14 protein-coding genes and 2 pseudogenes are annotated in these 13,825 nt (G+C 65.6%); 10 read left to right on the top strand and 6 right to left on the bottom strand.

The window, feature by feature from the left end; translation table 11 throughout:
* Positions 1-23: 23 nt before the first annotated feature.
* Complete coding sequence (locus NJT13_RS10675; RefSeq protein ID WP_254521552.1) at positions 24-779, bottom strand: hypothetical protein; 756 nt, start codon at positions 777-779, stop codon at positions 24-26.
* 68 nt (positions 780-847) lie between these two features.
* Between NJT13_RS10675 and NJT13_RS23675 the strand changes: the two genes are divergently transcribed.
* The 6 genes from NJT13_RS23675 to NJT13_RS10650 all read left to right on the top strand — a co-directional run bounded on the left by NJT13_RS23675 (position 848) and on the right by NJT13_RS10650 (position 4,747).
* Positions 848-1,003 carry a DUF7967 family protein gene (locus NJT13_RS23675; protein ID WP_484549605.1) on the top strand — a complete coding sequence of 52 codons (156 nt, stop codon included), beginning with the start codon at positions 848-850 and terminating at the stop codon, positions 1,001-1,003.
* A 123-nt stretch (positions 1,004-1,126) separates the two neighbouring features.
* Positions 1,127-2,059 carry an ABC transporter ATP-binding protein gene (locus NJT13_RS10670; RefSeq protein WP_254521551.1) on the top strand — a complete coding sequence of 311 codons (933 nt, stop codon included), beginning with the start codon at positions 1,127-1,129 and terminating at the stop codon, positions 2,057-2,059.
* Positions 2,056-3,027, top strand: coding sequence for an ABC transporter permease (locus tag NJT13_RS10665; RefSeq protein WP_254521550.1), 972 nt, complete (start codon positions 2,056-2,058; stop codon positions 3,025-3,027). The genes NJT13_RS10670 and NJT13_RS10665 overlap by 4 nt, the downstream gene beginning before the upstream one ends.
* A 99-nt stretch (positions 3,028-3,126) precedes the next feature.
* A complete protein-coding gene (locus NJT13_RS10660) occupies positions 3,127-4,107 on the top strand; it encodes an ArsA family ATPase (protein WP_254521549.1) in 981 nt (326 codons plus the stop codon).
* Between the two features lie 60 nt (positions 4,108-4,167).
* A complete protein-coding gene (locus tag NJT13_RS10655) occupies positions 4,168-4,356 on the top strand; it encodes a multidrug transporter (RefSeq protein WP_254521548.1) in 189 nt (62 codons plus the stop codon).
* A 190-nt stretch (positions 4,357-4,546) separates the two neighbouring features.
* Positions 4,547-4,747 (top strand): hypothetical protein, encoded by a 201-nt coding sequence (locus tag NJT13_RS10650; protein ID WP_254521547.1) that lies wholly within the window; start codon positions 4,547-4,549, stop codon positions 4,745-4,747.
* A gap of 71 nt (positions 4,748-4,818) precedes the next feature.
* Here the strand turns inward: NJT13_RS10650 and ligA are convergent, their stop codons facing one another.
* The 5 genes and pseudogenes from ligA to NJT13_RS23290 all read right to left on the bottom strand — a co-directional run.
* Positions 4,819-6,897, bottom strand: a complete 2,079-nt coding sequence (gene ligA / locus NJT13_RS10645) for an NAD-dependent DNA ligase LigA (protein WP_254521546.1) — start codon at positions 6,895-6,897, stop codon at positions 4,819-4,821.
* Between the two features lie 90 nt (positions 6,898-6,987).
* Entirely contained in the window at positions 6,988-7,383 is a 396-nt protein-coding gene (locus tag NJT13_RS10640) for a 2Fe-2S iron-sulfur cluster-binding protein (protein WP_254521545.1), read from the bottom strand.
* Positions 7,383-8,801, bottom strand: a complete 1,419-nt coding sequence (locus NJT13_RS10635; protein ID WP_254521544.1) for a selenium-binding family protein — start codon at positions 8,799-8,801, stop codon at positions 7,383-7,385. The genes NJT13_RS10640 and NJT13_RS10635 overlap by 1 nt, the downstream gene beginning before the upstream one ends.
* A gap of 94 nt (positions 8,802-8,895) precedes the next feature.
* Positions 8,896-9,081 (bottom strand): annotated as a pseudogene (locus tag NJT13_RS23295) (2Fe-2S iron-sulfur cluster-binding protein); the annotation flags it as partial.
* A gap of 156 nt (positions 9,082-9,237) precedes the next feature.
* A pseudogene (locus NJT13_RS23290) lies at positions 9,238-9,408 on the bottom strand (2Fe-2S iron-sulfur cluster-binding protein); the annotation flags it as partial.
* A 194-nt stretch (positions 9,409-9,602) separates the two neighbouring features.
* Here NJT13_RS23290 and rio1 point away from each other — a divergent pair.
* From rio1 to thsA, 4 genes are all read left to right on the top strand, one after another.
* Positions 9,603-10,472 carry a serine/threonine-protein kinase Rio1 gene (gene rio1, locus NJT13_RS10625; RefSeq protein WP_254521542.1) on the top strand — a complete coding sequence of 290 codons (870 nt, stop codon included), beginning with the start codon at positions 9,603-9,605 and terminating at the stop codon, positions 10,470-10,472.
* Positions 10,473-10,649: 177 nt separating this feature from the next.
* The gene (locus tag NJT13_RS10620) at positions 10,650-11,153 is read left to right on the top strand and encodes a metallophosphoesterase (RefSeq protein WP_254521541.1); all 504 of its coding nucleotides are present in this window, start codon (positions 10,650-10,652) and stop codon (positions 11,151-11,153) included.
* A gap of 167 nt (positions 11,154-11,320) precedes the next feature.
* The gene (locus NJT13_RS10615) at positions 11,321-11,878 is read left to right on the top strand and encodes a KH domain-containing protein (protein ID WP_254521540.1); all 558 of its coding nucleotides are present in this window, start codon (positions 11,321-11,323) and stop codon (positions 11,876-11,878) included.
* A 204-nt stretch (positions 11,879-12,082) separates the two neighbouring features.
* Positions 12,083-13,747, top strand: coding sequence for a thermosome subunit alpha (gene thsA, locus NJT13_RS10610; protein ID WP_254525444.1), 1,665 nt, complete (start codon positions 12,083-12,085; stop codon positions 13,745-13,747).
* Positions 13,748-13,825: the final 78 nt, after the last annotated feature.

Below are 13,825 nucleotides of genomic sequence, written 5' to 3'. Positions count from 1 at the left end.
CGGGTCTAGAACGTCGGCGGGTTTCAGCCTGACTCCTCGTCTCCTAACCACTCCGCACCGGGCCGATCGGTTTGCTCCCGGTCATCGCCACGACGGTCGCTCTCGAGTCGCGTCTCGCCGTCGTCGACGCCGGTACGATCTTCCTCCGGTGTCCGTCCCTCGGGCGTCGACCCCGGCCGAATCGCGGCCTCGAGGTCGGCGACGAGGTCGGCCTCGAGAGCGGCGCCACCGACGGGCACCACGAGGTCGTCGTCGCCGCGTATTCGGAGGACGAGCCGGTGCGATCGCGAGCGGACGTAGCGGACGACGAACGCGGTCGCGACGGCGAACGCCAGGCCGCCGCTCAGGAGAATGGCCCAGTCGAGTATCAGAAGCGCCGTTTCGATCGCGGAGAGCGCGCCGTTCACGAGATTCTCGACGGCGTTCGCTCCCGGGAGCGAGTCGGCACCCTGCAACTCGAATCCCGGGACGTATTCGGTGAATCTGATGGCCCTCGCCGTCTCCACTAATCCGATCCCGACGACGGCTGCGCCGAGCCCCCAGACGAGCTGGCTCAGTCGTTCGGCCGTCTCGACGCGGACGGTCCCCACGTTCGGCCGATCGACGTGGCGAAAGCGTGGCCCGTCCGACTCGGGCGTAAACGTCATCACGCGACGGTTCGTGACGACGATCGTCGCATCCTCGAGGTCGACGCGTCGTTCGACGGTCTCCCCGTCGTCGCAGAGCTGGTCGACGTGTTCGGTCCAGCGGTCGACGCACTCCCCTGTCGTCTCGGCCATCGGTGCTCGTCGTCACTGGTCCGACGTCGATCCCCAAGTACGTCGGGGCTCGTTCGCACGAGTAGGGGGTGCATAGCAGGGGGACGGTGTCCGGCAGATCGTACCGACGCGGCGCAGTTTCGGTGACCGAACTCGAGCAGGTGGCCGACGGTGAGACTCGAAGCCGGTACGCCGCGGAAGTCGAGCGGACCGCATGCCGGTCCGATCCGAACGATCCGATTTAGATCTCCACCAACCGTTAGATCGCTGAAATGACGGTACGAACGGTTCAACGGGCGAAAAACGATGGTTTCAGACCCGCTAGTGATGTCAAAAACCTTATCGGGCAACGCTACGATCGTACGGGCATGCCAGCTATCACAGTCGACAACCTGACCAAATCGTTCGGTCAGACCCTCGCACTGGACGACCTCTCCTTCCAGGTCGAAGAGGGTGAAGTGTTCGGCTTCCTTGGTCCCAACGGTGCCGGCAAGTCGACGACGATCAACATCGTCCTGGATTTCGCCCGCCCGACCGATGGCTCGGTTAGCGTCCTCGGCATGGATGCCCAGCAGCACAGCCGAGACATCCGGCAGCGAACCGGCGTCCTCCCCGAAGGTGTCGAAACCTACGGCCGCCTGACCGCCCGCCAGCACCTCGAGTTCGCGATCGACTCCAAGAACGCCGACAACGATCCCGAAACGCTGCTCGAGCGCGTGGGCCTCGCGGACGCGATCGACAGGAAAGCCGGCGGCTTCTCGAAGGGGATGTCCCAGCGGCTCATGCTCGCGATGGCGCTGGTCGGCGAACCCGATCTGCTCATCCTGGACGAGCCCTCCACCGGACTCGACCCGAACGGCGCCCGCGAGATGCGCGATCTCGTCCGCGAAGAGAACGAGCGCGGCGCGACCGTCTTTTTCTCGAGCCATATCATGGAGCAAGTCGAGGCGGTCTGTGACCGCGTCGGCATCCTCCGCGACGGCGAGATGGTCGCCGTCGATTCCGTCGAGGGACTGCGCGACTCCGTCTCGGGCGGCACGTCCCTGCGCGTCACCGTCGACCGGATCGACCAGGACGCCCTCGAAGCCGTTCGCTCGCTCCAGGACGTGACGCGCGCCACCGTCGAGGACGAGGACCCGCCGACGATCGTCGTCGCCGTCGACGGTTCGAAGACCGCCGTCCTCTCGACGCTCGAGGACCACGGCATCGAAGTCGAAGACTTCCAGACGACCGAAGCCTCGCTCGAGGACGTCTTCCAATCATACACGACCGGCGCGAAGACGGGGGTGCACGCGCGATGAGTACCGACACCGGAACCGTGGGCGAGTCCTCGGGCGGCGGATCGGCCTCGAGTTCGATCCATCCCGGAAGCATCTTCGCGGTCGCGAAGAAGGACTTTCAGGATTCGGTTCGCTCGTGGCTGTTCTGGGGGCTGAGCGCGCTTTTCTTCCTCTTACTGGTCGGCATCGCGGGAGCGCTGTCGTACTTCGGCGAGGATATCGCAGCGCAGGGAGCGACGACCGATATGCTCGTCGTCCTCGTCAGCCAGGTCACCAAGTGGATCGTGCCGCTGATTGCGCTGATTCTGGGCTGGAAGTCGATTGCCGGTGAGCGCGAGTCCGGAAGTATCAAAATCCTCCTTTCGCTCCCCCACTCGCGAAAGGACGTCGTTATCGGAAAACTACTCGGCCGCTCGGCCGTGCTGTCGATATCGCTGACCGTGGGATTCGCCCTCGCCGCAGTCATCGTTGCGGCGTTTCTCGGCGGTTTCGATTTCGTCGACTACGCCGGTTTGCTCGCCATGTCGATCATATACGGTATCGCCTACACGACCCTCGCCGTTTCGCTCTCGTCGCTGACGCGTTCGACGACCATCGCTGGCGCCGCGATGTTCTGCGTGTTCTTGGTCTTCTACGGCCTCTGGAACGGACTCGGAACTGTCTTCAGGATGCTCGGCCAGCGCGAGTTCCTCTTCTTCGATACCGTGACCTACACGCGGGAGTTTCAGGGACGACAAGTGACCGTCGAACGCCGGCAGGACTGGACGTACTTCATCACGAACCTGGATCCCGGCCAGGCCTACAACAGGGGCTTGACGCTTCTCACGGACGTCGATCTGCTCGAACAGGGTTCGAACTTTAGCGCACAGATGTTCGGCGGCGAGTTGCCGATCTACCTGCAAGACTGGTTCTCCTTCATGATCCTGCTGTTCTGGATCATCGTGCCGCTGGCGATCGCGCTTTTCCGGTTCGATCGCGTCGACATCTAAATCGGCGCGTCACGTCCGATTCGGGTACCGGTTTCGGTCACTCTCGTCGCTTTTCTATCGGGGTACCAGTTTACGGCACCGCCCGTCGTACGCGCTGCCGTGACCGACTGCATCTTCTACGGCGGTAAGGGCGGCGTCGGCAAGACGACCTGCGCGGCGGCGACCGGCCTCTCGCTGGCGGCCGCCGGCCGGGAGACCCTCGTCGTCTCGACCGATCCGGCCCACTCGCTGGCCGACTCGTTCGAGACGGATCTCGGGCCGGACCCGACCGAACTCGAGCCACCACACCCGCTCGAGTCCGATTCTGATGCCGACCGCCCCGGCGGCCTCTGGGCGGTCGAGATCGACCCCGAAACGCGAAAGGAGCGCTACGAGAAACTCGCGCGGGCGCTGGCCAAAGACCTCCGCGGCGCCGGGATCAGCCTCTCGGACGACGAGATCGAGCGGTTCTTCGCGGGCGGCGTGCCGGCCGGGAGCGACGAAATCGCGGCGCTGGATCTGCTGGTCGAGTACGTCGACTCGGGCGAGTGGGAGACCATCGTCTTCGACACCGCACCGACGGGCCACACGTTGCGGCTGTTCGACATGCCCGAGGTGATGGGCCTGGCGCTCGAGACGGCCCAGTCGCTGCGCGGGCAGGTTCGGCGGATCGGATCGGCCGCCCGAACGGCGTTTCTCGGGCCGATCTCGGTGATGACCGGCGACCGTGACGAGGCGGACGACCTCGCGGCGTTTCAGGCTCGTCTCGAGCGGGCTCGCGACCTCCTCGTCGATCCCGAGCGGACCGAGTTCCGCGTCGTGCTCATCCCGGAGTCGATGGCCATCGCCGAGACGGAACGGCTGGTCGAGCGACTCCGCGAGGCGGACGTGCCGGTCGAGCGACTGGTCGTCAATCGGGTCCTCGAGGGCCCCCACGAGGGGTGTCCGCGCTGTCGGTCGCGCAAACAGCGCCACGAGGAACGACTGGCCGAGATCCGCACCACGTTTCCGAATCTCGACGTGGTGACGGTGCCCGACCTCGAGGGGGAAGCACAGGGGCGCGAGCCGCTCGCGGTGATCGCCGACCGGCTCCCGAACTGAAGCGCAGGGCCGAGGGGGGCGACCGCTGCACTTATACTGTTGTAAAACTTACATTATGGCATGTCACTTTCGTTCGGCCGAAGTTCGTCCCCGCTCGTGACGGCGATCGGCGTGGCGTTTGCCCTCGTCGCGATCATCGGAACCCAGGTTCTCGGCTGGGAGTGGGGTTCGGGACAACTCGTTCCGACGATTCTCGGAGTCGTCGCCGCCATACTCGCAATCTTCGTGGTCCTCTCCCGCAGAGGGTAGGACCGTCGGTCGTCGATTTCCGCGCCGCGGGTTCGAATCGCGTTCGTCCGTCGCGGGCCACGACGTCCGCTCGCTCACTCGGTGCGGCGAGGACCACCGCGTGTCGATCCCACGCTGCCGACCCCGGAACGATGACCGGATCTCTCCGTTGCGACTTACTGATTACAATCTGACACTAGCCACGAAGCTTATGTCGGTTTCATGGCTGTTACTCGCTGTAGCTGGCACGCTACTGATCCACGTGAAGCGCCTCGAGAAGTACCTGGGACGACTGTACCGAAAGAAACCGGCGGAGCGGATTTATCGCTGCTCGAACTGCGGGTGTACGTACGAGACGAAAAATACGACCTGTCGGGAGTGCTGGAACGAACGGCTCGTCCGAATCGAGTGATCCGGTCGCACCCGTCCGGTTGGGATACGTTTTGTGGATGCAAACCGCTCGCGTCCGCGGATCGGTGAGTCTCACTCGAGGTCGATCGCCTCGTCTTCGAGCAGCGCTCGGAACTCGTCCTCGTCGATGATGGGAACGTCGTTGGCGTCGGCGTCCTCGCGTTTCGTCGTGCCGGGATCGTCGCCGACGACGAGGTAGTCCGTATTGCCCGAGACGCTGCTCGTCGCGTTCGCGCCGTGGGATTGGACGAGCTCCTGGGCGTCGCTTCTGGTCACGTCCTCGAGCGAGCCGGTAAAGACGAACGTGAGCCCCTCGAGTTCGTCGCCACCGGCGGCGGCATCGGCTTCCTGCGGAGAGACGTGATCGAGGACGTCGTCGACCACGGTGGTGTTGGCCTCGCTGGTGAAGAAGTCGTGGATCGTCTCGGCGACCGTTTCGCCGACGTCGCTGACCCCCTCGAGTCGCTCGGGCTCGGTTTCTGCGACCTCGCGGAAGGCGTCGAACGTGGCGAACTCGCGGGCCAGTTCGCGGGCCGTCGTCGGGCCGACGTGGGGGATCCCCAGAGCGGAGACGAAGTCCGAGAGCGGCGGCTCGCGGCTGGCATCGATCTCCGCGAGCAGGTTTTCGGCGCTGGTTTCGCCCCACCCTTCGAGGTCGGTGAGCTCCTCTTCGTCGAGTTCGTAGAGATCCGCGACTGTCGTGAGCAATCCGGCGTCGACGAGTTGACGGACGCTCTCCTCGCCGAGGCCCTCCAGGTCGAGACCGTCGTCGCCCGCATAGTACTCGATCGATCGGCGGAGCTGGGCCTCACATCCCAGCCCGCCGGTACAGAACGCGATCGGGCCGTCGCGCTCGACGGGACTGTCACAGACGGGACACGCGTCGGGCATCTCGTAGTGCCCCTCGCTTCCTTTCTCGACGACTTCTTCGACGTAGGGAATAACGTCGCCAGCGCGCTGGACGCGGACGGTATCGCCGACGTTGACGTTCTTTTCGGCGATCTCCTCGGGGTTGTGGAGGCTGGCCCGCGACACGGTGACCCCGCCGACGTCGACGGGCTCGAGCAGGGCGACGGGGGTGAGACGCCCGGTTCGACCGACCTGGACCGCCACGTCGGCGATCCTCGTTACCTCGGCCCGGGCCGGGAATTTGTAGGCGAACGCCCACCGGTCGTGGCGGGCCGTCCGGCCGAGTTCCTCCCGGGCGTCTCGCGAATCGACCTTGAGCACGACGCCGTCGATTTCGTAGTCGAGGTCGTCGCGGATCTCGAGCAGTCGGTCGCGGTAGTCGATGGCGCCGTCGACGTCGTCGACCAGTTCGACGCGATCGTTCGTTCGCAAGCCGTACTCGGGAAACCGTTCGAGCTCCGCCCAGTGAGATTCCTCGAGGTCGCTGGCGTCGAGGACGTCGAAGAAGAAGACCTCGAGGGGGCGCTCCGCGACGACCGACGGGTCGAGCTGCCGGATCGTTCCGGCGGTGGCGTTGCGCGGGTTCGCGAACGCCTCGTCGCCGCGCTCGATGCGCTCGCGGTTGTGCTCCTGAAACGCGTCTTTGGGCATGTAGACCTCGCCGCGCACCGCGAGGAAGTCCGGATAGTCCCCGTGGAGACGCTGCGGGACGGAGCCGATGGTGCGAGCGTTGCGGGTCACGTCGTCGCCCTCCCGGCCGTCCCCGCGGGTGACCGCGCGCTCGAGGCGGCCGTCCTCGTAGACGAACTCCATGGAGACCCCGTCGAACTTGGGTTCGCAGACGTACCTCACGGCTCCGGCTTCCCGCTCGACCCTGTCGCCGAACTCCCGGACGTCCTCGGCCTCGCCGCTCTGATCGATCGAGAGCAGCGGCGCGACGTGGGAGACCGTCTCGAACTCCTCGAGCGGTTCCCCCCCGACGCTCCGCGTTGGGCTGTCGGGATGGGTGAGGTCGAAGGCCTCTTCGAGCTCGCGCAGCCGGGCGAACAGGGCGTCGTAGGTTCGATCGGCGATCAGCGGCTCGCTCTCGACGTAATACCGGCGGTCGTGCTCGCGGATGGCCTCGCGGAGCAGTTCCACGTGCCGCTCGGCCTGGTCCTCGGAGAGGTCCCCGATCGGCGCGAAGTCCGTCGGCGGATTTCGGAGATACGGGTTCTCTTCGTCCTCGTCGGCTGCTGCCATTGCTCGAGGGTAGCCGCCTGGACCCGTTAACGTTACTGACTGTGTTTCGAGCGCGCTTCCCCGCCGTCGTCTCGAGCCCGTCGCGTCCCGTCACTTCCACGGGTTGTCGACCAGTTCGGTGTGCACGCTCGAGCCGACGGCGATCCGACAGTCGACTCGCGGCGAGGCGAGACACAGGAGCACGTAGCCGTCGTCCCGGTGTCGATCTTTCAGGGCTCGCGGTTGCTGGCGGTACTCGAACGCGTCCTCGACGTCGACCGCTCCTCGGTCGTCGTCACCGTCGGGTGCGTCCGGCTCGTCGACCTCGAGCAGCCGACCCGTACACGTCGCACAGGCGCCGATGCGACAGCCGAACGGAAGCGCGATGTCCGCACACGTGGCGGCCTCGAGGACCGTCTGGTCCTCGCGGACGTCGATCGTCCGCGTCCGACCGTCGGGCCACTCGAGGCGGACGTCGTGGCTCGATGAGTGCGTCGTCCGGGCCATCACTGCCAGACGTCGCTCGTACAGTCCCCGTCGGGCCACCGGATTTCGTGGGCGCGGGCCGGTCCCGCCGGGCAGTCGCCCCAGTCGACGAGGAAGTCCTCGTCGAGTTCGAGGGTGCCCGCTCTGGGATCGACGTCGGCTTTGAGCATCACCGATCCCCGCTCGCCCTCCTCCGGGTAGAACTCCTCGTCCCACGAGGAGAACAGCGACGTCGTCCAGTAGAGGCGCTCACCGTCGAGCGAGAGCTGCAGCATCTGCGGTCCGGCCGCCAGCTCGCGGCCCTGTACCTCCCGGATCTCGCCGAACGTGCCGCCGACCGAGAGCGAGTCGGCCCGCCGCGGGTTCGACGGGTCCGAGACGTCGTACATCCAGACCTCGCCGTGGAGCCAGTTCGAGCCGAACAGGTAGCGATCGTCCATCGAAAGCAGGATGTCGGTCGGCAGCGCTGGCACCGGCATGTCCCAGTCCGGATGCTCGCGGCTCTCGAAATCGATCACCTTCTCGGCGCGGTACTCGCCCGCACCGCCGTTCGCACCGGCGTCTCGCCAGAAGTGAAAGACGTTCGACGAGAGCGCGGCCCCCACGAACCCGTGGGTCGACTCGGGCGTGTGGAGGAATCGCACCTCGAGCGGGATCAGTCCCTCCTCGCCGAGATCGATCGTCTGCTCGACGGTCCCGGCCTCCCAGTCCCAGAAGTGGAGCTTCCGTCCGTACTTTCCGGCCTCCACGTCGTCGAGGTCGAACCCCGGGTAGTAGGTCTCCGGTGCGGCCCACTCCGAGGAGACCATCACGTTCCGGCGCGGCTGGTACCAGTAGTCGTAGTTCATCTCGATATCGCCTGGCTGGTCCCACCGTCCCTCGATCTCGAAGTCCTCGTTCAGTTCGAGGAACCCGCCCGGAAGCTCGCCGTCGGCGTCCCCGAGCATGCTGATCAGGATCTGCCCGTCCGGGATACAGTGGACGGTGTGGGGCGCGGAGAGGTCGTACTCGAAGACGTCCTCGGGTTCGATCACCTTGATCAGTTCCGGGTTCCGACGGTCTTTCGCGTCGATCACGTGTATCCGCGAGGAACGCTGTCCGGGGACGATCAGGTGTCGCCGCTCGAGTTCATCCACGTGACACGACGACGAACAGGCGTTCCACCCGAAGTGATGGAGTTCGTCCCCACGGTTCGGGAGTTCGACCCGGTCGACGATTTCGGAGTACGTGTCCGAGTCTGGATCGAGATCGACGACCGCGACGAAGTCCGGCGCGTCGACGTCAGTCCCGACGTAGAGACTCATCACGTAGGCCAGTTTCTCGCGACTGCCGTCCTCGATTGCGGCCTGCGGCGTCGCGTAGCCGGGCCCCTCGAGGTGATGACTGTGCCCGTGTTCGTGGTCCGCCTCGCCGTCGTCCGTCGCGCTCCTATCACTCATGAGGGGCTCCACCACGGGGGCGAACAAAAGGTTAGTCCGGCCGGGTGACCTCGTCCGATCGATGCCGAGCCGAGAGCGGTCCCGTCCAGGCCCGTTAGGCCCAGGGGCTGTCTCCGACCGCGGCGCGCACCCGCGGGCCGACCTCGATGCGGCAGTCGGCCCGCGGCGACGCGATACAGAGCAGGACGTACCCCTGCGCCCCTTCGCTGTCGGTCAGCGCTTGCGGCGGCCGTCGATAGGTGAACCCGTCGGCGGCGTCGAGCGGTCGATCCGTTCCCTCCTCGCCCTCGTCATCGTCGAAGTCCGCGTCGGTGCCGACGTCGGAGTCCACGTCAGTGTCGCCGTCGGTGTCTGCGTCAGTGTCGCCGTCGGTGTCTGCGTCAGTGTCGCCGTCGGTGTCTGCGTCAGTGTCGCCGTCGGTGTCGGGTGGGCCACTCTCGAGCGCGAGCAGCCGACCGACGCAGGTGGTGCAGGTTCCCTTCCGGCAGTCGGACGGCAGCCGAACGCCCGCTCGCTGGGCCGCCTCGAGGACCGTTTCGTCGTCCGCGACCTCGATCGTCCGGGTGGGCCCGCCGGTCCACTCGAGGGTGACGTCGTAGCGCGTCATCGGTCGTCCACCACCGTTCGCCGGCGTTCGCCCACGGTTCTCATAGTCGGGGGTACGATCGAGAGGGCCAAAAGGGTGGACCCGACTCTCGTCGACTCTCGTTCGACCGCCGCCGACGGGACCGGCGGCGCGACTCCGAGCGCGGTCGGCGGATACCCAGTCTTTACCCGCATCCGACCCGTAGGCGCGGACAGATGGGACAGGGAACGGAATACGGGCTGGTCGACAGGGAGGGCGCCGATACCCCCGGGGACGAGTGGGAGGAGATCGACGTCTCGGACACGGAAGCGGACAGGATCGCCCGGGAGCGCGACCGCGAGTTCGACCAGTTCCAGGAGCGGATCAAGGACGCCGACCAGTTCAAGGTCGAGCAGTCGGTGTTCGACGACGCGACCTTCGCGGCGCTGTACAAGCTCGTCCAGGACGGCTACGTCGAGGCGTTCGGCGGCCCGCTGTCGACGGGCAAGGAGGCCAACGTCTACCACGCGCTGGGCGACGACCGCGAGGTCGCGGTCAAGATCTATCGGATCAACGCCTCGAACTTCCGGCAGATGCGCGACTATCTCGAGGGCGACCCGCGCTTCGAGGGCCTGGGTGGAAAGAAGAAGGACGTCGTCCTCGCCTGGACCAGAAAGGAACTGGCGAACCTAGAACGCGCGAAGGCGGCCGGCGTGCGGGTGCCCGAACCGATCGCCGCCGAGCGCAACGTGCTGGTCATGGAGTACATCGGTAACGAGGACGGCCGCGCGAAACGGCTCGGTGAGGTCCACATCGAGAATCCCCGAACGGCCTACGAGGTCATGCGCGAGTACATGCGCCGACTCTACTCGGCCGGGCTGATCCACGGTGACTTGAGCGAGTACAACGTCGTCTTCGACGAGGGCCAGCTCGTAATCATCGACCTCGGACAGGCCGTCACCGTCCACCACCCCAACAGCCGGGATTTTCTCGAGCGAGACTGTCGGAACGTCGTCTCGTTTTTCTCCCGTCAGGGGCTGGACGTGACCGAAGCCGACCTGCTCGAGTTCGTCACGAGTCCGGAGCCGGATCCGTCTCGAGACTAATTCGGGCCTCCGCGATCTCCGAAATACGACACATCGCTGTGTCAGATTCCTCCCACGGCTAAAGCCGTGGGCTTCCTCCTTGCATCTTTGTGAAGTGGCGGTCCCGCGAATTACGTCGTCGGATCCGATGCTCACCACTCCCGAACGCCTTAGTGACTCGCCCTCGCGGAAACGAGTATGAACATCGGTATCATTTCGGACACACACGACAACGCGGCGGCGACCGAACGTGCGGTCGAAATCTTTCATGACGCCGGCGTCGAGGTCGTCATCCACTGCGGCGACTTCGTCGCGCCGCTGATGGTCCCCTACTTCGACGAGTTCGAACTCCACGGCGTCCTCGGGAACAACGACGGCGACGCGGCCAATCTCCAGGCGGCGTTCGACTCGCTCGGCGGCGAGAGCCAGCTTCACGGCCGCTTCGCCGACCTCGAGTTCGACGGCCTCTCTATCGCAGCGCTTCACGGTGAGCAGAAAGCGGAGGTCGAGGCGATTGCCGCCGGCGAGACGTACGACTTCGTCTGTTACGGCCACCACCATCAACGCGAACTCTCCGAGGACGGTCGGACGACGGTACTCAATCCCGGCGCTCACTTCTTGACGAAGACCGACGAGGACCGAAGCGTTGCAATCCTCGACACGCTGTCGGAATCGGTGCGGTTCCGGTCGGTTCTCGAGTAGGTTCGGCTGCGGGTTCGATTCCTCGCTTGCTGACTGACGCCTGCGGTCCGCCGAACGCCGTCCGCGTGTCTCGATTCGCGGGTCGACCGACCCCGTGCGTCGGTAACGGACCGCACTCGGTTCTCGCGGACCAAGGTCTTAACCTCACTCAGCCAGTACCAGCCCGTATGCAGCACGTGAAGATTCCGCAGGACCGCGTCGGTGTTCTTATCGGTGAAGGAGGCGAGACGATGCGCGAGATCGAGGCGGAAGCGGAAGTGCGACTCGACATCGACTCGGAGAACGGCTCCGTCGCCGTCGAGACTGTCGGGGACCCCGTCCGCGGCCTCAAGGGTCCCGAAATCGTTCGCGCCATCGGACGCGGGTTCGCACCCGAAGACGCCCTGCGATTGCTCGAGGACGACATGATGTTGTTCGACATCGTCGACATCGACGCCGCGTCGCGCAACAAAAACGACATGAAACGAAAGAAGGGCCGCCTCATCGGCGAGGGCGGCCGAACCCGCGAGTTGATGGAGGAACTGACCGGCGCGGACGTCGTCATCTACGGCTCGACGCTCGGTATTATCGGCGCGCCACAGGAAGTCGACGCCGTCCGCAGCGCCGCCGAGATGCTCCTGGACGGCGCCCCTCACGGCGCAGTCTACTCCTTCCTCGAGGAGAAACACAACGAGATGAAACACCAGGGAATGGAGTATCATCGATTCCCGGGCAACCAGTCCTGACGCTGTCCGATACTTTTCGGCAGGTATTCGATTCGTTCGACCGCTCGGTCGGTCGCTCGAGCACCGATCAGCTATAAATACTCCGTCACCTGTCGGGTCGGAACCGCCAGACGGGGGTCTGCTCGCCGATTCCTACCCGACGAGTAGCATAAGAGTTATATAGAATAGCAATCAATCCACCAGTTGACTATGGCTCAACAGCAGATGGGCAACCAGCCCCTCATCGTACTGTCGGAGGACAGCCAGCGGACCTCCGGCAAAGATGCGCAGTCGATGAACGTTCAGGCCGGGAAGGCCGTCGCCGAGTCGGTACGGACGACACTCGGTCCGAAGGGGATGGACAAGATGCTCGTGGACTCCTCGGGCAACGTCATCGTCACGAACGACGGCGTCACACTCCTTTCGGAGATGGAGATCGACCACCCCGCGGCCGACATGATCGTCGAAGTCGCGGAAACGCAGGAAGACGAGGTCGGAGACGGCACCACCAGCGCCGTCGTCGTCGCCGGTGAACTCCTCAGTCAGGCCGAAGACCTGCTCGATCAGGACATCCACGCGACCACCCTCGCCCAGGGGTATCGCGAGGCCGCCGAAGAAGCGACCGACGCGCTCGAGGAGATCGCCATCGACGTCGACGAGGACGACACGGACGTCCTCGAGCAGATCGCCGCGACGGCGATGACGGGCAAGGGTGCGGAAAGCGCCAAGGACCTGCTCTCGGAACTGGTCGTCGAAGCCGTCCGGGCCGTCGCCGACGACGACGGCGTCGAGACGGACAACATCAAAGTCGAGAAGGTCGTCGGCGGGTCCATCGAGAACTCCGAACTCGTCGAGGGCGTCATCGTCGACAAGGAGCGCGTCTCCGAAAACATGCCGTACTTCGCCGAGGACGCCTCGGTCGCGATCGTCGACGGTGCCCTCGAGATCAAGGAGACGGAGATCGACGCCGAGGTCAACGTCACCGATCCCGATCAGCTCGAGCAGTTCCTCGAGCAGGAAGAGGCGCAGCTCCGCGAGATGGCCGAGACGGTCGCCGACGTCGGCGCCGACGTCGTCTTCGTCGATGGCGGTATCGACGACATGGCCCAGCACTACCTCGCGAAGGAGGGCATCATCGCGGTTCGCCGCGTCAAGTCCAGCGATCAGTCGCAGCTGGCCCGAGCGACCGGTGCCACTCCCGTCTCGACGGTCGATGACCTCTCCGAGGACGACCTCGGATTCGCCGGCAGCGTCGCACAGAAGGAGATCGCTGGCGACCAGCGCATCTTCGTCGAGGACGTCGACGACGCCCAGGCCGTCACGCTGATCCTCCGCGGCGGAACCGAACACGTCATCGACGAGGTCGACCGCGCGATCGAGGACTCCCTCGGCGTCGTCCAGACGACCATCGAGGACGGCAAGGTTCTCGCCGGCGGCGGCGCACCCGAGATCGACGTTTCGCTCGCGCTCCGTGACTACGCCGACTCCGTCGGCGGCCGCGAACAGCTCGCCGTCGAAGCCTTTGCCGACGCGCTCGAGGTTATCCCGCGCACCCTGGCCGAGAACGCCGGACTGGACCCCATCGACTCGCTCGTCGAACTCCGAAGCGCCCACGACGGCGGCGACACCGGTGCCGGTCTCGACGCCTACACCGGCGACACCATCGACATGGACGCCGAGGGCGTGTACGAGCCGCTTCGCGTGAAGACCCAGGCCATCGAGTCCGCCACCGAGGCGGCCGTCATGCTGTTGCGCATCGACGACGTCATCGCCGCGGGCGACCTCGCGGTCTCTCACGACGACGACGAAGAAGAGATGCCCGGCGGCCCCGGCGGCGGCATGGGCGGCGGCATGGGCGGCATGGGCGGCGGCATGGGCGGCATGATGTAGGCGAGGTTCGCGAGGTTCTTCCTCGCGATGCTCGCTCGAACCACGTAGACACGAGCGGGGAACGAAGCGACCCGCGAT

Source organism: Natrinema caseinilyticum (assembly GCF_024227435.1).
GTDB lineage: Archaea > Halobacteriota > Halobacteria > Halobacteriales > Natrialbaceae > Natrinema > Natrinema caseinilyticum.
This window is presented reverse-complemented; position numbering and strand designations above follow the sequence as displayed.